This is a genomic window from Corallococcus macrosporus DSM 14697 (assembly GCF_002305895.1).
GTDB classification, from domain to species: domain Bacteria; phylum Myxococcota; class Myxococcia; order Myxococcales; family Myxococcaceae; genus Myxococcus; species Myxococcus macrosporus.
On the sequence record NZ_CP022203.1, the window covers coordinates 7,506,167 to 7,529,649 of the forward strand.

The 23,483-nt window shown below is 66.1% G+C and carries 17 protein-coding genes, 1 tRNA gene and 2 pseudogenes; 9 read left to right on the forward strand and 11 right to left on the reverse strand.

All coding sequences use genetic code 11. The features are described from left to right. Positions 1-57 precede the first annotated feature (57 nt). Together MYMAC_RS30295 and MYMAC_RS30300 are read right to left on the reverse strand one after the other, a co-directional pair. Positions 58-1,527, reverse strand: a complete 1,470-nt coding sequence (locus MYMAC_RS30295; protein ID WP_095960592.1) for an endo alpha-1,4 polygalactosaminidase — start codon at positions 1,525-1,527, stop codon at positions 58-60. Between the two features lie 277 nt (positions 1,528-1,804). Further along, complete coding sequence (locus MYMAC_RS30300; RefSeq protein WP_095960593.1) at positions 1,805-3,067, reverse strand: phosphatidylserine decarboxylase family protein; 1,263 nt, start codon at positions 3,065-3,067, stop codon at positions 1,805-1,807. Positions 3,068-3,160: 93 nt separating this feature from the next. Here MYMAC_RS30300 and MYMAC_RS30305 point away from each other — a divergent pair, with 93 nt between their 5' ends. Beyond that, complete coding sequence (locus tag MYMAC_RS30305; protein WP_095958729.1) at positions 3,161-4,402, forward strand: IS256 family transposase; 1,242 nt, start codon at positions 3,161-3,163, stop codon at positions 4,400-4,402. Positions 4,403-4,577: 175 nt separating this feature from the next. Here the strand turns inward: MYMAC_RS30305 and MYMAC_RS30310 are convergent, their stop codons facing one another. After that, the gene (locus tag MYMAC_RS30310; RefSeq protein ID WP_013938066.1) at positions 4,578-5,501 is read right to left on the reverse strand and encodes a hypothetical protein; all 924 of its coding nucleotides are present in this window, start codon (positions 5,499-5,501) and stop codon (positions 4,578-4,580) included. A gap of 242 nt (positions 5,502-5,743) precedes the next feature. Between MYMAC_RS30310 and MYMAC_RS38745 the strand changes: the two genes are divergently transcribed. Further along, positions 5,744-5,935, forward strand: a complete 192-nt coding sequence (locus tag MYMAC_RS38745; protein ID WP_414115074.1) for a HipA N-terminal domain-containing protein — start codon at positions 5,744-5,746, stop codon at positions 5,933-5,935. Positions 5,936-6,369: 434 nt separating this feature from the next. On the opposite strand, the gene MYMAC_RS30320 is transcribed toward MYMAC_RS38745, so the two are convergent. Both MYMAC_RS30320 and MYMAC_RS30325 read right to left on the reverse strand, forming a co-directional pair. Further along, positions 6,370-6,960, reverse strand: a complete 591-nt coding sequence (locus tag MYMAC_RS30320) for a Uma2 family endonuclease (protein WP_095961738.1) — start codon at positions 6,958-6,960, stop codon at positions 6,370-6,372. A 246-nt stretch (positions 6,961-7,206) separates the two neighbouring features. Further along, positions 7,207-8,148: a LysR family transcriptional regulator gene (locus tag MYMAC_RS30325; protein ID WP_170114789.1), complete on the reverse strand. Its 942-nt coding sequence runs from the start codon at positions 8,146-8,148 to the stop codon at positions 7,207-7,209. Between the two features lie 72 nt (positions 8,149-8,220). On the opposite strand from MYMAC_RS30325, the gene MYMAC_RS30330 reads away from it, so the two are divergent. The 4 genes from MYMAC_RS30330 to MYMAC_RS30360 all read left to right on the forward strand — a co-directional run bounded on the left by MYMAC_RS30330 (position 8,221) and on the right by MYMAC_RS30360 (position 12,921). Beyond that, complete coding sequence (locus tag MYMAC_RS30330; protein ID WP_095961739.1) at positions 8,221-8,793, forward strand: peroxiredoxin-like family protein; 573 nt, start codon at positions 8,221-8,223, stop codon at positions 8,791-8,793. A gap of 570 nt (positions 8,794-9,363) precedes the next feature. Continuing rightward, entirely contained in the window at positions 9,364-9,762 is a 399-nt protein-coding gene (locus MYMAC_RS30335; RefSeq protein WP_157757578.1) for a transposase zinc-binding domain-containing protein, read from the forward strand. A 778-nt stretch (positions 9,763-10,540) separates the two neighbouring features. Beyond that, the gene (locus MYMAC_RS30355; protein WP_095961741.1) at positions 10,541-11,863 is read left to right on the forward strand and encodes a HEPN/Toprim-associated domain-containing protein; all 1,323 of its coding nucleotides are present in this window, start codon (positions 10,541-10,543) and stop codon (positions 11,861-11,863) included. Then, entirely contained in the window at positions 11,863-12,921 is a 1,059-nt protein-coding gene (locus MYMAC_RS30360) for a S1 family peptidase (protein WP_095960596.1), read from the forward strand. Before MYMAC_RS30355 ends, MYMAC_RS30360 begins: the two co-directional genes overlap by 1 nt. Before the next feature lie 559 nt (positions 12,922-13,480). Here the strand turns inward: MYMAC_RS30360 and MYMAC_RS30370 are convergent. Together MYMAC_RS30370 and MYMAC_RS30375 are read right to left on the reverse strand one after the other, a co-directional pair. Continuing rightward, positions 13,481-14,982 (reverse strand): annotated as a pseudogene (locus MYMAC_RS30370) (IS3 family transposase). Between the two features lie 155 nt (positions 14,983-15,137). Beyond that, a complete protein-coding gene (locus tag MYMAC_RS30375) occupies positions 15,138-16,808 on the reverse strand; it encodes an ISL3 family transposase (protein ID WP_095960599.1) in 1,671 nt (556 codons plus the stop codon). A 344-nt stretch (positions 16,809-17,152) separates the two neighbouring features. Here MYMAC_RS30375 and MYMAC_RS30380 point away from each other — a divergent pair. Beyond that, positions 17,153-18,564 (forward strand): IS3 family transposase gene (locus MYMAC_RS30380; protein WP_095960600.1). Its coding sequence is split into 2 segments (ribosomal slippage): positions 17,153-17,510 and positions 17,510-18,564, totalling 1,413 coding nucleotides; the frame shifts between segments, so codons are not numbered across the junction. A gap of 157 nt (positions 18,565-18,721) precedes the next feature. Here the strand turns inward: MYMAC_RS30380 and MYMAC_RS30385 are convergent. The 3 genes and pseudogenes from MYMAC_RS30385 to MYMAC_RS30395 all read right to left on the reverse strand — a co-directional run. Beyond that, a pseudogene (locus MYMAC_RS30385) lies at positions 18,722-19,093 on the reverse strand (transposase); the annotation flags it as partial. A gap of 80 nt (positions 19,094-19,173) precedes the next feature. Then, positions 19,174-20,055 carry a hypothetical protein gene (locus MYMAC_RS30390; protein WP_095960602.1) on the reverse strand — a complete coding sequence of 294 codons (882 nt, stop codon included), beginning with the start codon at positions 20,053-20,055 and terminating at the stop codon, positions 19,174-19,176. 360 nt (positions 20,056-20,415) lie between these two features. Next, positions 20,416-20,492: transfer RNA gene (locus tag MYMAC_RS30395), tRNA-Pro, on the reverse strand. A gap of 237 nt (positions 20,493-20,729) precedes the next feature. On the opposite strand from MYMAC_RS30395, the gene MYMAC_RS30400 reads away from it, so the two are divergent. Further along, positions 20,730-21,134: a response regulator gene (locus tag MYMAC_RS30400; protein ID WP_043710319.1), complete on the forward strand. Its 405-nt coding sequence runs from the start codon at positions 20,730-20,732 to the stop codon at positions 21,132-21,134. 13 nt (positions 21,135-21,147) lie between these two features. Here MYMAC_RS30400 and rpe read toward each other — a convergent pair whose 3' ends face one another. Continuing rightward, positions 21,148-21,807, reverse strand: a complete 660-nt coding sequence (gene rpe / locus MYMAC_RS30405; protein WP_013938052.1) for a ribulose-phosphate 3-epimerase — start codon at positions 21,805-21,807, stop codon at positions 21,148-21,150. A 173-nt stretch (positions 21,808-21,980) separates the two neighbouring features. Here rpe and MYMAC_RS30410 point away from each other — a divergent pair, with 173 nt between their 5' ends. Continuing rightward, positions 21,981-23,483 (forward strand): GAF and HD-GYP domain-containing protein, encoded by a 1,503-nt coding sequence (locus MYMAC_RS30410; protein WP_095960603.1) that lies wholly within the window; start codon positions 21,981-21,983, stop codon positions 23,481-23,483.

Here is a 23,483-nt window from a genome sequence, read left to right on the forward strand (position 1 = left end):
CGCAGGCGGGACCGGCGCCCCTCCCATCCGTGGAGGGGCGCCGGACGGCCCGGGCCACTACTGTGGATCCCACCCCGCGTTCACCGTCATGCGGTCCAGCGCGCGCACGCTGACGTAGGGGACGAAGCCCGCCGCGCGCGAGCGGGTATAGGCATCCGCGATGTGCGCGGCCTGGACAGCGTAGTCGGTGGAGAGCACCAGCTTGCCGGCCGCGCGGACCCGGGCGGCGTTCGTCCGGTTCTCCTCGCACCAGCCCATGTCGCAGGGGGTGTCGTCGGACCAGTACATGTCCTCCATGCCCAGCCCGTCGATGGCGGGCAGGTAGGCAGGGTCATCCACCAGCTCCGGGGAGTTCTGGGGCATCACCTTGAAGGCCGGGTTGCTGGCCTTGGCGTACTGGCTGATGCGCTCGATGAGGGCCACCATCTTCCGCGCGAGGTCGGCGCGGTTGGTGCCCGCGGAGTTCGCGGGAATCTCCTCGTACGTCACCACCATGTCCAGGTAGCACCCGTTGAAGCCCGCGGCGAGCGCCTGGTCGATGCGGCCCTGGACGATGGGCCACCAGCGCTCGTCCCAATACTTCACGTACTGCTCGTCAGGCCAGCCGCCCACGGGGCCGAGCTTCAGGTCGTCGGGCACCTGGGACCACTCGGGGCGGTACTCCTCGATGGCGCCAATCTCGAAGTACGCGAGCACCTGCTTGCCCCGGCCCTTGAGCGCGGTGATTTCGGCGGCGGTGAACCAGTCGTCGTAGCCGTCGCGGGCCAGGTCGACGATGGCCAGGTCGAACTTCGAGTCGGCGATGGTGTCCAGCTTCCCCTGGGGATAGTTCGTGAGCTGGTAGGTGAAGCTGTTGACGCCCTCCCACGACACGGGCGTGCCGGCGTCACCAGGGGTCCCCGCGTCCGTGGGCGTCCCTGCGTCGCCGGGCGTGCCCGCGTCCGAGGCGGCGACCTGGATGCGCACCACGAGCAGGTCCAGCAGCGACGCATCCGCCGTGGACGTCGTGCGGTAGCGGAGCTTCACCGGGCCTCCGCTGACGAAGCGCTGCGGCGACGCCAGCGCGAGCGACGTGGACGTCCACCGCCAGGACTGCGCGAAGGTGTTGTCGCCGACCAGCACCCAGGCGCCCGCCGCGTAGTCCCATGCCTCGAACAGCCAGCGCATCTGCGCCCGGGCGGGCCCACGATAGTTGATGCCCACCTCGGCGGTGAGGACGTCGGCGGGGCCCACGTCCGAGGGGAGCGCGTACGCGCACGTGGCGGAGGTGCCGGGGAAGAATTCGACATACTCCACCCAGCGGTCCTGCGTGCCCGACAACGTCTGCGTGTGCAGCCCCTGGACGCTCTGCCCCGAGCCGATGGAGCCGCTCTCGACCTGGAGACTGGCGCACGTCAAGGTCCGGGCCTCCGCGAGGACCGCCGTATCCTCGCTCCGCTCCGCGCTGTCCGCGCTTCCGGAGGGACCACTACAGGCGAACAGCGCGATGCACCACAGACTCGTCCACCCTGCTACCGCGACTCGCATGTGCTCTCCTTGTCGCCGGAGCCCGGCCCTGCATTGACGTCGATGCGCTCGGCGAACGCGGCGGGCATTAACTTCAGTCTCGCGGAATCAGCAATGCGAAGTGGCACACGACACGCGACATTCATCCGTGTCCTGGAACATTCGTTCCTGTCTGGATGAGGGTGGTGCGGCGCAGGTGGTGGGCCTGGCTTCGGGCGGAAATTTGAAGCGCGCATGATGATGTGTGCGTCATCAACTCACGCGCGTCTTCGGTTCTGGCGAAGCCCTGCCTCCGCCCTCAGTTCGAGACGGCGATCTGCGCGTTCACCAGGATTGCAGGGCCTGTGCTCGGATCGCCGCCGGGGGGCGTTGCCGGCGCCGGGACGGTGAAATGGTCAATGGCGCCAGGCTGAAAGACCAGGCACATGCTCGAACCGCCGTAGCTGAAGTAGCCCAGCTCGTCGCCCTTCGCGAGCTTGTCCCCCGGCTTGACGTTGATGGTCACCGAGGAGATTTCGGTGATGCCGATTGGAATGACGCACACCATGCCAATCTTCGGGTTCGGGCTCTCAATGAAGATGAGCCCGCGTGTGTTCACACAGGCGTCATAGACTTCCGAATAGGTGCCCGCGGTCGGGTCAGCGCCCATGGCCTCCGCGTCACTGAACATCAACCCGTTCACCACGCGCGCGTCCCGCACAACGCCATCGATGGGTGAATGCCAGCGGTGGTAGTTCGCCCCACTCAGGAAGGACTGGAAGACGTAGCCCCCCACGAACCGATCGGCGAACTCGCTTCTGTCCAGCATGTCGAAGAGCGAATAGGGCTCCCCCTTGAGCCAGAACGTGTCCGTCCGCTGAACGCCTCTCGCGATGGAAACGATGCTGCCATCATTCGCGGAGACGATGACCTTCGGGTCGGACGGCGCGGCGATCGGCCGGGCCTCCTTCCGGATTTCGCGGTGGAAGAAGTCGTTGTACGACTTCCAGCCCCAGCAGGGCGCGGAGCGGTCGAAGATGAACTCGTACAGCTTCATGTCCTGGTATGCGAACTGTGAAAGCCAGCCGTCCTCACCCTCGTTCAAGACGTGCGCGCTCTCTGCGCTGTCCAGGTACTGGCACCACTCCTGGAGGATGTCCTTGAGCGCCCGGTTGAACTCGTCATTCCGGAACACCGCTTCACCGGCCGGAGTCATCATCATGTACGCGAACAGCGAGGACATGGGGAACGCGTTCCGCTTGTGCGGGTCCGCGTTGTAGAGCGGTGCGGTCACCGTGATGACATCGAGCGCCGCCAGGAGCTCGGCCGTGTTCTCGACGACTCTGTAGGCGGCAGGGACCTGGGCGATCATCGAATTGACATACATCCGGATGATTGCATTCGTGTCGATCAACTCCGTGAGCTTTCGGACCGCCTCGCTCCGCACCCGGCCCGTGGCGCGCGCGCGGAGCTGCGCCTTCAACTCCTGGTGCCAGGCCTGAAGGTGTCGTCTGTCTCGCGGCAGGTACCCGGCGCGGTATCCAAACAGGTTGCGGTACCGTGCATCGAGCCTGAGGTACATCCAGTCGGTGTGGAAATGAGAAAGGCGACGTACCCTTCCCGTTGAACCAACCAAGACACCGGGTTGCAGCCCGGTGGGAAGGACACATCGCCCATGGAGAAGGGTACGCCCGAGTCGGGTGAGGCGCCAGCGTGCATCTGGCAGGAGTTGGAGACGTATGCCCGCCGGAAGGTGCAGGAGTTTGTCCAGGCGGTGCTTGAGGAGGAAGTCACGGAGCTGCTGGGCCGGGTGAAGTCGCAGCGCCGGGCGGCGGTGGATGCGGCGCGCGTCTACCGCAACGGGCACGGCAAGGCGCGCAAGCTGGCCATGCAGGGCGGCACCATCGAGGTGCGCAGGCCACGGGTGAGGGGCCTGGAGGAGCGCTTCGAGAGCCGGGTGCTGCCGCTGTTCGTGCGGCGCACCGAGCAGGTGGGCGCGCTGCTGCCGGAGCTGTACCTGCATGGACTGTCGAAGGGGGACTTCGAGTTGGCCCTGCGAGGTCTGCTGGGAGACGGGGCGCCCCTGTCGGCATCCTCGATTGAGCGGCTGAAGGGCAAGTGGCAGGCGGAGTACGACGCCTGGAGCGAGCGCCGGCTGGAGGAGCGGGAACTGGTCTACGCCTGGGCGGACGGGGTGTACGTGAAGGCCGGGCTGGAGAAGGACAAGGCGGCGCTGCTGGTGCTGGTGGGCGCGATGCGGGACGGACGCAAGGAGGTGCTGGCGGTAGTCCCGGGCCACCGTGAGTCGAAGGAGGCGTGGCTGGAGGTGCTGCGAGACTTGAAGGCCCGAGGGCTGGAAGCACCGAAGCTGCTGGTGGCCGACGGGGCGCTGGGCCTGTGGGCCGCACTGCCCGAGGTGTGGCCCGAGTCCAGCGAGCAGCGCTGCTGGAATCACAAGCTGGCCAACGTGCTGGACAAGCTTCCCAAGAAGCTGCAGCCCGAGGCCCGCCAGAAGCTATGCGCCATCCCCTACGCCAAGAGCCAGGCGGAGGCCGAGAAGCTGCGCGACGGCTTCAAGAAGCGCTACGGCCGCTGGCACCCGAAGGCCGCCGAGGCATTGGAGTCCGACTGGGAGCGACTGGTGGCCTTCTACGCCTTCCCCCAGGCGCACTGGAAGCACCTGCGCACCACCAACGTGGTGGAGAGCCCCTTCGCCTCCGTGCGCCTGCGCACCGACGCGGCCAAACGCTTCAAGAAGGTGCAGAACGCCACTGCCCTCATCTGGAAGGTGCTGCTGGTGGCCGAGAAGAAGTTCCGCCGGCTCGATGCCCCTGAGTTGCTCGCGGACGTGTTCGAGGGGCGGAAGTTCGTCGACGGAAAGCCCGTCAGGAAGACCGTAGTCAGGGACGCCGCCTGAACTCGTTTACACACCTATTGACCTGACCTCCAGAGCGCCTAGTTTTGAGCCCAAGCTCCCACAGTCACCTGGAAGCCCGGAACCTGTCAACGCAAGTGAGACAGTGAGTTCGCGAGACTACTGAGCAGCCTCCAATGAGAGGTGAAGTCCTCACCTCGTCATTCCGATGTCGTGTTCATCGGGCCGGCTGGATAGCGACCTGTGCCTGAATCCTCGAGCGTAGCAAGGTGCTCCCATCCGTCACGTCCACGTCGACCGAAACCATCCCGGCACGGCGTGCGCGGAAGCCGCTGGAGGTCGGGCCCTGACGCACGAATTCGAGCGCGTCGGCAGGAGCCGTGAAGTCGATCCGCCACCACGCTTGAGCGCCCTCGGCTTTCAGATGGGCTTCGACCTGGACCTCCTGCCCCACCTGAACGGGACAACTGGAGACCGTCACCTTGTCGAGCACGGGCAAGTGCAGTGAGACCCGCTGCGTCACGTGCCGCTCCATGAACCCCTGGATGGAGCGCGCCAGTGACTCCACCGAGAGTCCCGTGTCGTCCTCACCAATCGTCACGCACACGTTGTGGAAGACCCAGACCAGGCGGGTCATCGGCTCCTCAGGCGTCTTGATGGAGAATTGTCCCAGATACGCTGGGCCCCGAACGTAGGGGCTGACAGGCAGGGAGCTCATCGTGGTGGCCTCCGCCACCAGTTGGCCCCTCGCCCCGACGGGCCCCGTGCTGAAGACGAAGACCTTCACAGTCAGTGCACCGGAGCCTCTCCTGAAGGACCACTTCCGCAGCACCATCCCGGGATTGAGCGGCATGATGGAATCCGCTCCGGGCTCCCATCCGGTCTCGCTTGAGGGTAGGAGTTCCTGGATACCTCCCCAGTCCGCGACGACCCCGACGTCCGCGTCTTCGACGGTGGGAATCCTGTCGAACCCCACCCTCGCCTTGAAGGCCTTCCGCTTCAGTTCGTCGAAGTCCATGGCTTTCACGGGAGTGGCGCCCAGCAGACGCTCCTTGAACAACCGGTACACGGCTGGGTCCGTATCGGTGATCGACATCATGTACTCCGCATTCGTCTCCGTCCCCATCTGGGCGGCCGCCATCCGCGTCCGATTAACACTACTGCGTCACGGGTAAGTCGAAGGAGGAGCGTGCGACGGAGGGCTGAGCGGGCAGGTCCTGGTTGCATCGGCCGCGACCCGCCCCACCCATGAAGGAGGTATGGACACCTTCATGAACGCCGCTGCGGTGCAGCGGCTTGAGAGGTACTTCCAGCAAATCGGCGCCGTGCTGGGCGAGGAGAGTCGGCGCGGCTCGTTCGCCCTCTTGAGGTGGACCCCATCGGCTGGACCACTTCCCGGGTGAGCTTCCGACCTTCTTCGCCAATCTCCTCCCGGTAGGCGCCCTCCAGGTCTTGGCGCAGGCGCAGTTCGCGCCGGAATCCGCGGCCGACACCCTGGCCATCGTCGGTGAGGACTTCCCTGGCGCTGTCATCGTTCGACCCACGACGGACAAGGTGGTTGTGCTTCCCCGCTGAAGTTCTCCGCGGTCGAGTGCGCGGAGCAACGCTTCACGCTGCCCTTCCGGGCATGGGAGGACGGTGGATCCTCAAGCTTGGCTCGGAGACCTGCCCGAAGCTCCCGGAGAGTTCGAGGACTTCCTCCTGAGAGGAAGTACACGGGGTGGAGCCTGGATGGCCTCGCGCGCTTCATCGGCGACCTCTGCGGCCCCGAGGACCTGGCGGAGTACCTGTGGCGTGTCCTCTTCCTCAGTCAGCGACGGCTCCCGTCCGGAACTGCAATTGAATCCCCGTGAGGGTGCCCTCAGAAGCTGCACCAGCAGTGGGTGTTCACACCACACCCACTGACCGCCTTCGCACGAGTCAGGAGAGGACGTGTGGCCTATCCGGCCGACGAGAGCAGTCCCTTTCGCGGAGTCGAGGCACGGTCCACGCCGCCCCGAGAGAACTGCCTACGTGTCCTCTCCGCGCTGGGACGGAGGCCACAGCGCACCGAGCTTCAGCTCGAAGTCCTCGAACGGCGCGGCCCGGATGATGTCCTCGTCACCATGGACGCCCAGCTCGACCCAGCGGTCATTCATGAGCTCGCTCACGATGAGCGTGCGCGCATCCAGGTCGATGAACCAGAGATGGCGGATGCCGATGCGCGCGTAGAAGGGGCGCTTGATGCGCTGGTCGTACGCACGCGTGCTGGGGGAGAGAATCTCGCAGGCCCAGTCCGGAGCGAGCGTCCACCGACTGGTGGGGAACTCGGGGACGCGCTCGCGACGCCACCCGGCCAGGTCTGGAACGAACTCCGGCGAGCCCTCTACCTGGATTCCAGGCTCCGTCAGCAGCCACCAGCCATCACGCCCTCCGCGTCCCCGTTGAAAGGGCCCGTCCAATTCGGCGATGAGCCTGCTCTCCAAATAGGAGTGCCCTGCCATCGGACGCGGATGCGCATAGAGCGTCCCATCGATGATCTCCCCCACGACCCCCTCCTGAAGCGCGTCGAGGTCGGCGAGGGTGGCAGGATGGTCCAGCTTTCGAGCCCCGTAGCCCATGCCGACAGTGTGGGGATAACGCCGGACTCTGACAAGCAGCCCCCACCGGTGGGGCAAGTCCCGAATCATGTTTCGTAGGTTCGGATGGGGTTCGCGAAAGGAAGACTCCTTGGCGGCATCATGCAGCAGCGGTGTCAGGGGTCGCGGAGCGGTCGGCAACCTGCGGCTGGACGCGGTAGCGCCGCGTGCCGAATGCGCCCCGAGGGGCGTTCAGGAGGGAGGAGGCTCCGGTCGTAGTCCGCGCGCTCAGGCGGGGCGCGCGCCCGGAGAGGAGCCGGGCTTGTGGAGCAGCGGGTGGACCGCGGAGAAGACCTGGTCTCGGACCCACCGGTGCGCGGCGTCGTGCTGGAAGCGCTCGTGCCACTGCAGGGCGAAGCGGACGCGGGGCAGTGCGATGGGGGGCGCGCATGCCTCCAGGTCCAGCATCCGGATGGCGTCACCGAAGAGGGGCATGGGGACGTTCATCAGCAGGTCCGAGTGGGCCAGCGCCTGGAGTCCGGAGAGGAACGACGGCGCCTCCAGGGCGACGTGCCGCCGCAATCCCTGGCGCGCGAGCAGGTCCGCCAGGGGGTTGACCCGCTCGCCGCCGACATGGACGACGACGTGCCCGTAAGCCAGCCAGCGCGAGAGCGTCAGGCGCTGTCGCAGCGCCGGATGGCCTCGGCGTCCGACGACCGCGAACCGCGGCTCCGCGAGCAGCCGTGCGTGGGTGGTGGCGTCCGCGAAGTGGGAGGGCGCGAGCGCGAGGCACAGCGGGCCCTCGACGAGCTGTCGCGGCAGCTCCGGGGACAGGGGCCGCGCGCGCAGGCTCATCCGTGGGGCGGTCCGCTGAAGGGCGCCGAGGAGGTTTGAGAGCACGGGAGCGAACAGGTCCGGCATCACCAGGGTCAGCGCCCCGGTGTACGCCGCCGGGTCGAACGCCGCCGGGAGGCTCACGGCGGCTTCGAGCGCCCGGAGGGCCTCGGTGAGCCGGGGCGCGATGGCCTCCGCGCGAGGCGTGGGCACGAGTCGCGGGCCCGAGCGCACCAGGAGGGGGTCACCCAGCGCCTCGCGCAGGCGCCGCAGCCGATGGCTCAGGGAGGACTGGCTGATGCCGAGGCGTCGGGCGGCGCGGGTGACGTGCTTCTCCTCCAGCAGGACCTGCAGCGCATGGAGGTGCGAGGCGTCGAGGCGGTCGAAGAGCATCATCGAACCATGCCATGATGCCCATGTCGGAGATGAAGCAGTACGATGGGGCTCCGCGCCGCTAGGGTTCCGCGAATGGATTCCAAGCGCTCCCGTCGTCGGGTCGGCGAGGTCCTCGCCCCCTTCCGCGTCACCACGCTCACCCATGGTCCCCTGGAGCTCCCGCTTCGGACCGCCGACGCGTTCACGCATTTGCAGTTCCGGCGGTTCGCGGGCTGCCCCATCTGCAACCTGCACGTGCGCAGGTTCGCCGCCGCCCGGGGCCGGCTGGAGGCGGAGGGTGTCCGCACCGTGGCGTTCTTCCACTCCACCGAGGCGTCGATGCGGCCCTATCAGGGGGACCTGCCCTTCCCCGTCGTGCCGGACCCGGAGCGTCGGTGGTACCAGCACTTCGGGGTGGAGCAGTCCCGTGTCGCGGCGCTCCATCCGCGGGCCATGCTGGCCGCGGTGAAGGGGCTGGCCTCCGTCCCCTCGAACCCCTTCGCGGGGGAGGGCGGGGCCCAGGGGCTGCCCGCGGACTTCCTCCTGGATGCCACGGGGCGGGTGCTCGCGCTCCATCAGGGACGCCACGCGGATGACCACTGGGAGGTGGAGGACGTGCTGGCGCTCGCGAGGTCCGTGCGGAGCCAAAGTGCTCGCTCCTCGTGAGGGCTCACCGGCGAAGGCGATCAAGGCGCTGGCCGGGCACCAGAACTTCTCCAAAATCTGGCGCTTCATGCACCTGAGCCCGGCGGCCATCCGGATGCTGGAGGGAGCGAAGCCGAAAGCCCAAAATGAAACGGGCCGGAGACCTTTAAACCTCCAGCCCGCTTCATGACGTGGTCGGGGAGACAGGATTTGAACCCGTGGACACGGGGTGCCCTAAACCCGCGACGGCACATGCCCTTCGCTGAATCGTGAGTGAATCCGGGCACTTCGAGTCCATGGGGCAGTCCTCGTCAGTCCCACCTGTCACCCGGAGTCCCCTCCCGTCTTGGAGACATTCTGGAGACAGAACCAGGGGCTCACTGAGCCCCTTTATGGGCGAGGCGTGAGGGACTTGGAAGCTGCCGCCACCTGGTCGCGAACCAAGGCCGGGGAATCGGTCCAGGGTTCGCCCCTCCTGACGCGCTGTCCTGGTCGCGCCTCGAACCACCCGAGCAGCCAGGGGCTCCACGGAAGCCCGTGAGAGCCCCTCCGTAGCGTGAGCCCTGGCGAGGTGTGGCAGGGGAGGGGCAGGTGGAGGAGCGCGGGTGGGAGTACCGGCGGAGGCAGCCGGAGGGGACGGTGCTGTACGAGGCGGTGAGGGACAACCTCGCCACGCTGCTGGCGGAGGCAGGTGAGCTGGGACGCGGCCTGCCCCGGTACGTGGAGCGGGACTTCGCCAAGTACCTGGAATGCGGAGTGCTGGCACACGGCTTCGCGCGGGTGCGCTGCGAGAGTTGCAAGGACGAACTGCTCGTCGCATTCTCGTGCAAGGGGCGAGGGGTGTGCCCCTCCTGCAACGCGAAGCGGGCGCATGTGACGACAGTGCACCTGGTGGAGCAGGTGCTGCCGCACGTGCCCTACCGGCAGTGGACGCTGAACCTGGAATCTGTAGAGCCAGCGCGTGTCCAGGCTCGCATGCTGGCTCGGTAGAAGCCCGCCAGGATGGCGGCCCCGCAGCCCTTGGCGTTCAGCGCCCCGGCAGAAGTAAGGCGACCCACCGCGCCAGTGCCTTGATCCTCGGACTGTCCAGGCGAGCGAGGCGGCGCAATAGGCGGCGCTTCTCGGGCGTGTCACTCAGGCCGGGGGGCACCGTGTTTGCCCGGGGGCGCTCTGCCCCGGCTCCACCTCGGCAAACCCCATCAGTTCATGGGGGCCGCTGCCGAGAATTCCCCCAAGCAGGAGAGGAGGAGGCGAGCGTGGCGCCCCAGGCAGCTGCGAGGCAGGAAAAGAGGAAGGAGCGGACAGCGCGAGTGGACTGGGCAGGGCTGCTACGAAGGACCTTCGCGGTGGAGGTGTTGGCCTGCGTGAGGTGTGGAGGCAGGCGGCGAGTGCTGGCGTACGTGAAGGAAGCGGGAGGGGTGAGAGCGATTCTGGAGCACCTGGGCCTGCCCACGGCAGGTGCGAGGCTGGCCCCGGCGCGAGGGCCCCCCAGGCCGCGTGGTGTTGAGGCTCAAGCCGCCCGGGCCAAGAGAGCCAGCCCCCAGCCGCGCACCCCATGGGAGCGCAGCCTGGGCAGTCGTGTACCTCAAGGGGCTGCGCGGCCTGTCCACCGACCGGGCGCACTGCTCGGGCGGCCCCTGTCAGCGGTCCTCCTCGGCACCTGCGCTCCAGCCCTCACCCTCAACATGGCCTCTATCCCGCCTATACGCGGAGGTGAAAGTACGACTGACGGCGCCAAATGACGCCGGACAGTGGTAAGGGGGGTAGCGTGGGAACGGAAATTACGCTCGATGTCGCTGGAGTGTCAGTCACGTACAGCAAGAATCGCCGCGGAATTGATCATGGATCGATTTTCCAGGAACAAGATCGAACGGCGATCAAGAGCAACCAGCTCGACTACGATTGGTATGAAGAGGAGGGCGAGGACCCCACACCTTCCGAGACGGCGTTCACGCGGCCGCTTAAGCACGTCGTTCCGCGCCTCGAACTCCTAGGCTTCAATCTGGAGCGCGTCCGCCTTGAATATGACGCCGTCGCGCAAGGCTGGCTAGAGGAGAGGCAGTCTCTTCAGGATGATGATGACGAGCCTATTCCCGGCCTGATGAGCTTTGAGGAGTTCTGCGCGTTTGCCACCGCGCATCCGCTCGACAGTCTCGACGACACCTTTATCTTGGGCACGGACGATACAAGCGAAGAGAAAGTCCGAGGGCGCTTCAATGGGATGCAGTTAGAGCGGATTCCAGGCTATCGATCCTATGATATTCAGGCCTATTCGGAGCGTAGCTTCTTCGGTCGCTTAGTAGATATCCTCCACCCATATTCGGTACTGCGGCTTTTGGCGGAGGCGAGGGCGAACGAGGGAGCTCCTGTTGTTTGGCAATATGGACCGTTGGTGCGGGCGGGATGGGCAGCAGAGCGGGAGTTCGTGCCCCACGCCCGGCGAACTGAGACCTTCCTGATCGCGACTGAAGGCAGCTCAGACGTCCACATCTTAAAGCATGCGCTCGCGCTGTTGCGGCCAGGGATAGCGGACTTCTTCCGCTTTATCGACGTGAGCGAAAGCCATCCGTTTTCGGGCACAGGCAATCTGGTGAAGTTTGCGGAAGGGCTCGCCAAGATAGACGTCCAGAATCAAGTCGTCTTCGTATTCGACAATGACGCCGAGGGGCTTGATGCCCATCAGCGTCTGTCCACGCTCACTCTCCCTGAGAACATGCGCGGGATCATGTTGCCCGAATTGGAGGACTTCAGAGCGTTTCCGGCTCAGGGTCCCGACGGGCTCCACAACTCGGACATTAACCGGCGCGCCGCGGCAATCGAGTGCTATCTCGATCTGGAGGTCGGCGGTCACCCGCCGGCCAAGGTGCTCTGGACCAACTACAAGAAGAGCCTCGGCACCTATCAGGGGGCACTGGAATACAAGGAGTTCTATAGCAAGGAATTCTTGAAACAGACGGCCGAGACGTTGGCCGCAGGTGTGTATGACATCCGCAAGATTGAGTCAGTTCTCGATCTGCTCATTGCAGAATGTACAGCAATCGCTGTCGGCAAATGGGGCCCGGCAGACGTCGAATTGAGAGATGCCTTCTGATGGCTGAAAAAGGCGCCTTCCATGAAATCTATGTTCGGGCGGCAGGAGCCGTGGCATTCGTCGCCATCATCGATGCAAAGGGGGACGAGGGGATAGGCTCGGCGTTCCATATCGGCGATGGAATCTTCGTCACGGCCCGACACGTGATCGATGGGGTGACTATCAAAGAGATCGCCACCACTAAGTCGGCGCACCTCAACGAAGAGGCAGGCGGCAAGGCAATTCCTCCGCGACGGCTGGAGATTGTCGATGGACCCCATTTCGGTCCGGACGGTCTCGATGTCGCAGTCTTTCGGGTCGACCTCGGTACTACGCCGTTGCCGGCCATCACCGTCAGCCAGCATACGGATTACTCGCTCGGAGAGAATGACCTAGTCCTCTCGGACATTCTCGTCGTCGGCTATCCACCCATCCCATTCACCACCGTGCCTAGCCAGGTCGTCACTCTGGGACAGATCAATGCATTGGTGCGCGTGCGACATTCTCCGGTGCTGCACTTTATCGCTTCGGCCATGCCGCGCGGCGGGTTCAGCGGAGGTGTTGTGCTTGATCGGTCAGGCGTCGCACTGGCGCTCGTGACGGAGAGCCTGGGCCTGAGCGATATGCCGGTGGAGACCGGCTACATGAGCCTTTTGTCGATCGAACCGGTGATGGATCTCGCGGCTGAAAAATTCGGGTTCGGCGCCCACGGCGGCTATCCCGGCCGCTACACCGAAACGCTGTTCGCGGTAAAATTTTTGGACCCGTCCAGCCGGTCGCTCAGTTCCTTCATCTATGACGCCAGCCTCTACGTCTATGATGACGACCGTGATGTGTTCGTCGAAATCAACTGTGCGGACGAGGCGCTGCTGGCCGAGGCGGTATCGATGTTCCACGCCATTACGCCTCTGACTCGTCACGACGTCATAGATGGGTCTGTCCTGTACACGCCGGAAGAGAATCCGTCCGCAGAACTACTGATCGAGGGGGGAGAGGCGGTCGCCGCGCTCTTCGAGAGGTCTGGCTACAAGAGGATGGCCATGGAACGCAGTCAGTGGCAGCTCAAGTCTAAGCGATAGACCGGGCCGGGAATGACCATAGTGGCCACTCCCCCAAGCAGGTGAGGAGGAAGCGAGAGCGGGGAAGGAGGCAGCGGCCAGAACGGAGCGGATGCAGCAGAGAACGCCGCGAGTGGACTGGGCCGAGTTGCTGAGGAGGCCGTTCGACTTCGACGTGTTCGCCTGCGTGAGGTGCGGAGGCCGCAGGAGGGTGCTGGCATACTTGGCCACCTCAACGGGAATATGCGCTCGTACGCGTTGCTGAACCAGCCGTCGCCCGCTTCATGGGCTGTTAAGCGGTGATTGACAGTGCCAACCCCGTCGCACGCGCTGCGCAGCACCTGGAACGACCCGTGCGGCCTGCCAAGCGGGTCCCGGCGCAGCGGCCAGCGCGGCAACCAGATAGGTCTGCGGTGTGGAGACATTCTGGAGACGCGAAGAAGCCAGAAAGCACCAGGGCCGGAAACCGCTGGGATTCCAGCGGCATCCGGCCCCGGTTTCAGTGTCCCCTACGGGATTTGAACCCGTGGACACGGGGTGCGGAACCTGTCAACGCAAGTGAGACAGTGAGTTCGAGAAATTACTGAGCAGCCTCCAGTGAGGAGGAGCGCCGAGCGGGGTCGTTTATCCAGACGATGGTGGGCGGGGCCTTCGGCGTGGGTGCACCGCGAGGGAAGCGCTCGGGGTGAGCGGCGTAGGCCGCGGCGAGCACCGCGCGCCGGGCCGCGAGACGCTCGGCAGCCAGGCCGTGGTGCACGTCATAGGGCGTCAGCAGGCCGAGGCCACCGTGGTGGTGCTCGTTGTTGTACCAGCCGAAGAAGTCACCGCAGTGGCCGCGAGCGTCCTGGAGGCAGCCGAAGACTTCGGGAAAGTCGGGCTGGTACTTCATCGTCTTGAAGTGGGCCTCGCTGAAGGGGTTGTCGTTGGAGACGTAGGGCCGCGAGTGCGTCTTCGTCACACCCAGGTCGGCCATCAGCAAGGCCACCGGCTTGGACGTCATGGAGGAGCCCCGGTCGGCGTGAATCGTCAACTGGCCGGGCGCCACGCCCTGGCGCTCGCAGGTTGCCGCCAACAGCTTCTTGGCCAGGGTGGCCGACTCGCGGTGGGCCACCATCCACCCGACGACGTAGCGGCTGAAGACGTCCAGGACGACGTAGAGGTAGAAGTACGTCCACTTCGACGGGCCGTGCAGCTTCGTTATGTCCCAGCTCCAGAGTTCATTGGGCTTCGTCGCGTGCAACTGGGGCGCCGGGTGGTTGGGGTGGCGCAGCTGGTCGCGGCGCTCGCGCACCTGCTGATTCTCAGCGAGCACCCGGTACATGGTGCGCTCCGAGCACAGGTAGCGGCCCTCATCGAGGAGCTGCGCGTAGACTTCCGCGGGCGCGGCATCCACGAATCTCGGCTCGTGCAGCACCGAGAGCACCTCGGCCCGTTGCTCCGGCGGGAGAGCCCTGGGTGGGCTGGGCCTGTGCACCGGCCCGTGTCGGGGCTGGGCCTGCCGGTAGAAGGTGGCGCGCGGCAGGCCCAGGGCCTTGCACACCGGCGCCACGCCCAGGGCGTCGACGGCCTCCAGTGCCACGGCCATCAGGGCTCCTCGTTGGGCTTGGGCAGTTCCACGCCCAGGATTTCCGAAACTTTTTTTGGAGGTCCAGCAGCGCCTCGGCGCGCTTGAGGCGCACCTGGGCCTGGGCCAGCTGCTTCTCCAGCTCGGCCACGCGCCGGGCGCTCGCGTCAGGCTCCTTCGCTGGTGGCCCTCGCTTCTTCGGGCTGCGGGCCGACAACTCTCCCGCATCGCGCTGGCGCCGCCACGCGCTCAGCAACAAGTACAGTCCTTCCCGGCGCAGCAGCGCTCCGACTTCACCGGGCTTCGTGCAGCGCTCTGCCTCCGCCAGCACCCGCAGCTTGTACTCCGCCGTGAAACCTCGGCGCCTGGCCTTCTCCACCACCTCGGTCTCCCTGACCCGAGCCTCTTCCATCACTGCGCTCATCGTCCCTGCCTGGGTCGCCCTGCACACTAAACTGCCGGGTACGAACTGTCTCACTCACGTTGGCAGAGAGGGGAAAGCGCAGATTCCTGGTCATCAGGTCGACCGGTTTTCCAGGCTTCCGGCCACCGCGTGCCCCGCCGAGTCAAGGGCAAGCTCGCTCCGCTCGGCGCCTGGCGGCGCCCCTGTGACTCGGGGAACACGCGGCGACAGGGGGCCGCCGGCCAGCGCTCGGAGAGCACTGGCCTGAAGTCAAGGCCCTCTCTCGGCCATGACCAGATTCCCGCGCTTTCTGGTGACCATCAACACGCGGCCGTACATCTGACGTTTGAGGAACTTGAGCTTCGTGATTTGCCCCTCCGCCTGGGCGTTGCTCCAGCAGGTTGTCAGTGCGGCCCGGACGGCATCGCCCTCGTGCTCAAGCCCCTGCGCGAAGGTCTCCACCGCACGCACCCCACACGTGCGCGCCTCGGCCAGCCACTGCTCGAAAGTGGCGCACGAGGAGGTCGGCTTGGCACCGCGCGTGACGCCGCGTTCGCGCACCATCTCGCAGAAGCGACGTGCCAGCGCCACGACGCGAGCGGCTTCCGCATCCTGCTCGAGACGAGCCAGTGTCGCTGCCTCGGTGGGGAGGAGCGCGGACTGCGGCTGGACGCAGAGCCAGGCCAGTTGCTTCGGCGAGGGAAGGCTCCCGGTGGGGCGCGGGGTACTGGGATTCGGAGCGTTCCCGCGGCGAGTGAGGGGGGTCGAGCCCGCCGGAGCCGTGCGCCGAGTCTGCAGCCAGCGATGGACTTGCCGTGACGTGCCGCCGAAGCCCCTGGCACGAATCTCCCGCCAGAGGACGAGCGCGTTCTCGCACCCGGCCGCATGCCTGCGCTCCAGGTACTCCAGAAAGGGGTCGAGAATACTTGGGCCGGGCACTCGGACCGCACGCTCGGGAAAGGCTTCCGCGCGGGCATACTTGCGCACCGTGGCCCGCGCCAGCCTCAGAGTGCGGCTGATTCTCAGCAAAGGCTCTCCAGCCCGGTGCAGACGGCGCACCTCTTCGTACGTGGCGACTCGGCGGGCCCGGCTCTCCTCACCAGCATGCTCCTCGCTACGAGTGCGGGGGAAGCTGGCGTGACGGCGCCCGGAGGAGGACTCCGCACCCGGTACTACTTCAGGGAGGGCTCGCAGGCGGGCGTGAGTCCCCGTCAGCCAGCGATCCACCATTTGCCGCACGTTGAGCAGCAGGTGCCAGCGGTCCGCCACCTGCTGGGCGCCAGGGGCACCGAGGGTCGCCGCGCGTGCGTATTCCGTTGAGCGGTCCCTGGTGATGAGTTCGACACCTGGATGATGACGCAGCCATGCGGCGACAGTCGATGCCGAGCGGTCAGGTAACAAGTCGACGACGCGGTGTGCCTCCAGGTCGACGAGGATGGAGCCGTAGGTGCGGCCTTTGCGCAGGGCCCAGTCATCCACTCCGAGCACCCGCGGCGTGGGCAGCGCGGGCAGAGGAGCCCGGTGCATCAAGCGCAGGAGCGTGTCGGGACTCGTCGGCATGGCCAGGGGCGGCAGCAGCCTGGCTCCTGCTTCTGCTCCAGCCGTCATGCCTACCGCGCGCTGCGCCGTGGCGAGCCGACGCGTGCGCCGGGCACGCGGGGCGAGCAGGCCAGGCAGGCGCTCCGCGAAGGTGCGACGAGCGCACTTCGTGTTTCGACAGAAGAAGCGGCGCACGTGCAATTGAAGCTGAACGGAGCGACCGGCGGCAGGCAGGTCGGCCGGACGCCGGACGTAAGTGCTGTGCGGGGTGTCACTGGACGCCTTGCAGGAGGGACAGCGCGCGCCGCTGCTCTCTGGACGCACCACGATGACAGTTCCCGCTGGACTGCGACGTGTCACGCGCTCTATCCGACAACCGGGAATCGAGTACAACTCTCTCATTCCTAGTAGTACTCGCAACAGCGGTACCCTGCCGGCACCGCCTGCTCCCTCGCTCGCGAATCACACAAAGTGCGGGAGAGTCACGAAATCGGGGCAAGCCCAAACCGCTCTGAAGTATCTCTGCGCCCCTGGTTCTGTCTCCAGAATGTCTCCAAGACGGGAGGGGACTCCGGGTGACAGGTGGGACTGACGAGGACTGCCCCATGGACTCGAAGTGCCCGGATTCACTCACGATTCAGCGAAGGGCATGTGCCGTCGCGGGTTTGGGGCACCCCTCTCTGCCAACGTGAGTGAGACAGTTCGTACCCGGCAGTTTAGTGTGCAGGGCGACCCAGGCAGGGACGATGAGCGCAGTGATGGAAGAGGCTCGGGTCAGGGAGACCGAGGTGGTGGAGAAGGCCAGGCGCCGAGGTTTCACGGCGGAGTACAAGCTGCGGGTGCTGGCGGAGGCAGAGCGCTGCACGAAGCCCGGTGAAGTCGGAGCGCTGCTGCGCCGGGAAGGACTGTACTCGTCGCTGCTGAGCGCGTGGCGGCGCCAGCGCGATGCGGGAGAGTTGTCGGCCCGCAGCCCGAAGAAGCGAGGGCCACCAGCGAAGGAGCCTGACGCGAGCGCCCGGCGCGTGGCCGAGCTGGAGAAGCAGCTGGCCCAGGCCCAGGTGCGCCTCAAGCGCGCCGAGGCGCTGCTGGACCTCCAAAAAAAAGTTTCGGAAATCCTGGGCGTGGAACTGCCCAAGCCCAACGAGGAGCCCTGATGGCCGTGGCACTGGAGGCCGTCGACGCCCTGGGCGTGGCGCCGGTGTGCAAGGCCCTGGGCCTGCCGCGCGCCACCTTCTACCGGCAGGCCCAGCCCCGACACGGGCCGGTGCACAGGCCCAGCCCACCCAGGGCTCTCCCGCCGGAGCAACGGGCCGAGGTGCTCTCGGTGCTGCACGAGCCGAGATTCGTGGATGCCGCGCCCGCGGAAGTCTACGCGCAGCTCCTCGATGAGGGCCGCTACCTGTGCTCGGAGCGCACCATGTACCGGGTGCTCGCTGAGAATCAGCAGGTGCGCGAGCGCCGCGACCAGCTGCGCCACCCCAACCACCCGGCGCCCCAGTTGCACGCGACGAAGCCCAATGAACTCTGGAGCTGGGACATAACGAAGCTGCACGGCCCGTCGAAGTGGACGTACTTCTACCTCTACGTCGTCCTGGACGTCTTCAGCCGCTACGTCGTCGGGTGGATGGTGGCCCACCGCGAGTCGGCCACCCTGGCCAAGAAGCTGTTGGCGGCAACCTGCGAGCGCCAGGGCGTGGCGCCCGGCCAGTTGACGATTCACGCCGACCGGGGCTCCTCCATGACGTCCAAGCCGGTGGCCTTGCTGATGGCCGACCTGGGTGTGACGAAGACGCACTCGCGGCCCTACGTCTCCAACGACAACCCCTTCAGCGAGGCCCACTTCAAGACGATGAAGTACCAGCCCGACTTTCCCGAAGGCTTCGGCTGCCTCCAGGACGCTCGCGGCCACTGCGGTGACTTCTTCGGCTGGTACAACAACGAGCACCACCACGGTGGCCTCGGCCTGCTGACGCCCTATGACGTGCACCACGGCCTGGCTGCCGAGCGTCTCGCGGCCCGGCGCGCGGTGCTCGCCGCGGCCTACGCCGCTCACCCCGAGCGCTTCCCTCGCGGTGCACCCACGCCGAAGGCCCCGCCCACCATCGTCTGGATAAACGACCCCGCTCGGCGCTCCTCCTCACTGGAGGCTGCTCAGTAATTTCTCGAACTCACTGTCTCACTTGCGTTGACAGGTTCCGTTCACGAGACCGCCAACAGCCGCGCCAGCTTCAACTTGCTGCGTCGCCGCGTGCTGCTCGCCGCCTGAGCCTACCCTTCACATAAAGTGCGGGAGAACCACGGAATCGGGGCAGGCTCATCTGCACGAAGAGACTCTCGAAGGGCGCCCCGTGTCGACGCCGAAACTCCGAAATCCTGGAGTGGTCCGGGGACTGGTTCGCCGCCAGCACGCGAAAGGCCACGTCCTCCTGCATCTTCCTCTCAATCTTCCGAGACGACGTCACCCCGGTGCAGTACGCGTACAGCAGCAGCGCCACCATCATCTTCGGCTCGTACGGCGGGTAGCCTCGCAGCTCCCCCTCGTACGACTCGTAGATAGGCCCCAAGTCCAACTCCTCCACCACCTCCAGCACGAAGCGCGCGAGGTGGTGTTCCGACAGCCAGTCCAGCAGCGACGGCGGCAGCAGGTAGTCCTGCTGCACATTCCAGGGGCGGAACTTCTTGCTCATGCCCGGCATTCACCACGGGGGCCTCCTACCGGGCAAGCCCCCTGTGATTACCGCGACAGGCGCCTAGGCAGTGCGCAGTCTCACTTTGGCTGCGCATTTACAACTGCCCGGGCCAAAACTGAAGGGCTCGATGGTGCAACTGCGATATTCCGCACCTCGTAGTTAAGCCCCTGAACTGACGGCACTACAGGCATCACCGGAAGACAGTCCTCACTCACCAGCACTAAGTACCGGTGCGATGAAAGTTCAAAGCCAGCGAGCGTCCCGTGAGTGTATCGCTCAGCTTGAACGAATGCCTCCATCGCCTTTTTTGCCGAATCGTCTCCCCGACGAACTACTTTCCATTCCGTAAGTACCATGGCATCAGCAGAGCGCACCGCATCATCCTCACGCACCTGCTCACCGAGGATGAGGTCGGTCTTCCCTCCCGCAGCCTCTGCTTTAAATGCCCAGATACCGTGCAGCAACAGGTGCACTGCGCCGAGCTTTTCGCATGCATCCTCACTTCGTCTGCTCTCGACAGTAAAGGCTTCGTACCACTTCTTTCGAAAGTCACCATCCGCCACGATGCTCCGCTGCAAATGGACGAATGCTCTTTCGACAGCACGCCGCGCCCTCGCTTGTTTATCGGTAAGATAGTAATCCACCTGGGCCCTCACCGTGGCAAGCAGCAAGGTGAGTGTCATCCCATGAGAATGGGCTTGTATTTCGAATCTAACGCCATCTTCCTTGAACAGTCTCTTGAGCGCATCTGCAGCGCCGGCAGGAAGCTGGGAAGCGAAGCGCTCGTGAAAATCAAGAAGAAGACTGTACAGCTTTAGCAATTCTGGCGTTATGACATGCGACTCTGCCCAACGCCGCTCTGCAGCTCCATCAGGCTGCAAACTGAGCAATAGCTGCGCTGCATCAAACACCGCAGTGAGGCGAGCCGACCACGCTGTCCACTCATCAATCCAGAGCATTGCTTCTCCGTGAACACCTTGCCCGAGGCGCGGCTCCGCGATTTTACTTGCGAGGTGAGCGGCGACACAGGCTCCCCCTCACTTAGCGGCGTGCCACATCGTGACGATGGCAGGCTGCCGTGTGCAATGTAGAGGTAAGTCCGGAGGTGAGGAGCATCCACATCCTCCGCCACACCGTCTGCTCGCGCGGCTGGCGATGGAGCCCCCCCGGGCAAAGGAAACCCGGGCGTTGCCCGGGCACAACATGCGCCTGAACCCGGCGGCCCTATCAGTGACCATCTGGAGCCAAGGAGGGACAATACCGAAAGCCCAAAATGAAACGGGCTGGAGACCTTTCGGCCTCCAGCCCGCTTCATGACGTGGTCGGGGAGACAGGATTTGAACCTGCGACCCCTTGGTCCCGAACCAAGTGCTCTACCAGGCTGAGCCACTCCCCGATATGTCGCCTCGCCGGACGGTCCTTCTCGGGACCGGCGAAGTGCGGGCGGTAGTACCCGAGCCGCCCAGCCGAGTCAACGTCCTCGGATCATCTTTTCTTCCACCCCACCCCGCCCCGGGCGACCCACCAGCCGGGCGCCTCCCGGGTGGCCTCGGACTCTGCTTCCCAAGGCCAAGAAATTCCTGTACTCCCGGACAATTTCCCGCCCTGCTATCTTCACGAGGCAGCCACAGCCTTGTTGCACCGCGAAGCCATGACGCCGCCCCCCGTCGTCCTCATCTCCGATGACGAGCCCCTCATCGTCTCCGCCCTCGCTCGCGAGGGGAAGCGGTCCGGGCTGAACTGCATCTCGGACACCACGTCCGAGCGCGTCCTGGAGCTCGCCCGCGAGCACCGCCCGGCCGTCATCATCCTGGACATCAACCAGCACCAGGATGGCCGGGACTTGCTCGCCCAGCTCAAGCAGGACCCCAACACCCGCGACTGCAAGGTCATCATCCTCAGCGCCGTCGAGGACCAGTTCACCCGCCACGTCTGCTTCGAGCTCGGCGCCGACGACTACGAGGTGAAGCCCTTCGACCCCACCTTCATGACCCGCGTCGCCCGGCTCGCCTGCTCCGTGGCCCGGCCCCGCACCTGAGGCCCGCCGCGCCTCACGGGCGCAGCGAGCGGATGGCCTCCGCGTAGTCCTTCGCGCCGAAGACATAGCTACCCGCCACCAGCACCGTGGCCCCGGCCTCCACCACCCGCTTCGCCGTGGTGGCGTTGATGCCGCCGTCCACCTCGATGTCCACGTCCTTCAGCCCGCGCGCATCCAACATCCCGCGCAGCCGGCGAACCTTGTCCACCGTGGCCTCGATGAAGCCCTGCCCCCCGAAGCCCGGGTTCACGCTCATCAGCAGCACCATGTCCACGTCGCCCAGCACCTCCTCAATGGCCGACAGCGGCGTGCCCGGGTTCAACACCACCGCCGGCTTCGCCCCCGCGTTGCGAATCTGCTGGAGCGTGCGGTGCAGATGAGGGCTCGCCTCCACGTGCACCGTCAGCACGTCCGCCCCCGCCTTCGCGAAGGCCTCCACGTAGCGCTCCGGCTCCACAATCATCAGGTGCACGTCCAACGGCTTCGTCGCCACCCGCTTGATGGCCTCCACCACCACGGGGCCAATCGTGATGTTCGGCACAAAGCGGCCATCCATGACATCCACGTGAACCCAATCCGCGCCAGCGGCTTCGATGGCGCGGACCTCCTCGGCCAAGCGGCCGAAGTCACAGGACAAAAGCGAAGGAGAGATGCGAACGGGGCGGCGGCTCATGCGGCGCTTCATAACCGCAACCCGCGCGCGGGCTAAGGCAGAACGCAACGCGGCGACGCCCACCAGACAGCCAGGGACCTGCCAGGTGGGCCCCTTGCGACGCCTCACTGTCTACCCGTGCTAGAACTTTGTGGCCCTTCGCGGCCGCTGGCCGCTTCTCACGGAGCCGCCCGGTGCTCGCCCACCCCGCCCCTCAGCCAGAGCTCACCCGCCGCCTGGCCAAGCTCACGTCCATCCTGGATGTCGCGAAGGCGATGAGCGCCGAGCGCGACCTCGACCTGCTGCTGCCGCTCATCCTCTTCGAGGCCACCAAGGTGGTGGAGGCGGACCGCTGCTCGCTCTTCATCCTGGACCGCGAGCGCAACGAGCTGTGGAGCAAGGTGGCCCAGGGCTCCAAGAGTGAAATCCGCCTCCCGGTGGGCAGCGGCGTCGCCGGGCAGGTGGCCCAGACGGGCGCCGTCATCAACATCCCCGACGCCTACGCCGACGCCCGCTTCAACCGCTCGTTCGACGTCTCCAGCGGCTATCAGACGAAGACCATCCTCTGCGTCCCCATGCGGGACGCGGGCGGCGAGGTGACGGGCGTCATCCAGGCCCTCAACAAGCTGGACGGCGCCAGCTTCAACGCCGAGGACGAGGAGCTGCTGCTCGCCCTGGGCGCCCAGGCCGCGGGCGCCATCGAGAACGCCCTCCTTCACGAGGACATCAACCGCCTCTTCGAGGGCTTCGTCTCCGCCTCCGTCGTCGCCATCGAATCCAGAGACCCGAGCACCGCCGGCCACTCCGGCCGCGTGGCCGACCTCACCGTCGCCATGGCCCAGGCGCTGGAGCACCTGTCCACCGGGCCCTACGCCCACACCCGCTTCTCCGCCGGGGAGATTCAGGAGCTGCGCTACGCCTCGCTGCTGCACGACTTCGGCAAGGTGGGCGTGCGCGAGCCCGTGCTGGTGAAGGCGGAGAAGCTCTACCCGCATGAGCTGGAGGGCCTGCGCGCCCGCTTCGAGCTCGCCCGGAAGGACTTGCAGCTCCAGAGCTACCGCCGCCGCATCCAGGCGGTGAAGCTCCGCGGGCAGGCGAACCTGGCGGAGATTGAGGCCGAGGAGGAGGAGCGGCTCGCCCGCGAGGTGTGGCAGTTGGACGAGGTGCTGGAGTTCATCCTCTCCTGCAACCGCCCTACCGTGCTGGCCCAGGGCAACTTCGAGCGGCTCCACGAGCTGGGCGCGCTGCGCTTCCTGGATGCCCACGACAAGGCCCAGCCGCTGCTGCTGCCGGGGGAAATCCAGTCGCTCTCCATCGCCCGCGGCACCCTCTCTCCCGAGGAGCGCCGCGAAATCGAGAGCCACGTCGAGCACACCTACCGCTTCCTGTCCCAGATTCCGTGGACGCGCACGCTGCGCCGGGTGCCGGAGATTGCCTACGCCCACCACGAGAAGCTGGACGGCACCGGCTACCCGCGCGCGGAGAAGGACATCCCCGTGCAGTCCCGGATGATGTCCATCTGCGACATCTACGACGCGCTCACCGCCAGCGACCGGCCCTACAAGAAGGCCGTGCCGCACGCGCTCGCGCTCGACATCCTCCGGCGCGAGTCCGACGCCGGGCAGTTGGACCCGGCGCTCTACACCGTCTTCATCGAGGCCGACATCCCCCGGAAGGTGCTCCAGGGGGTGAAGTAG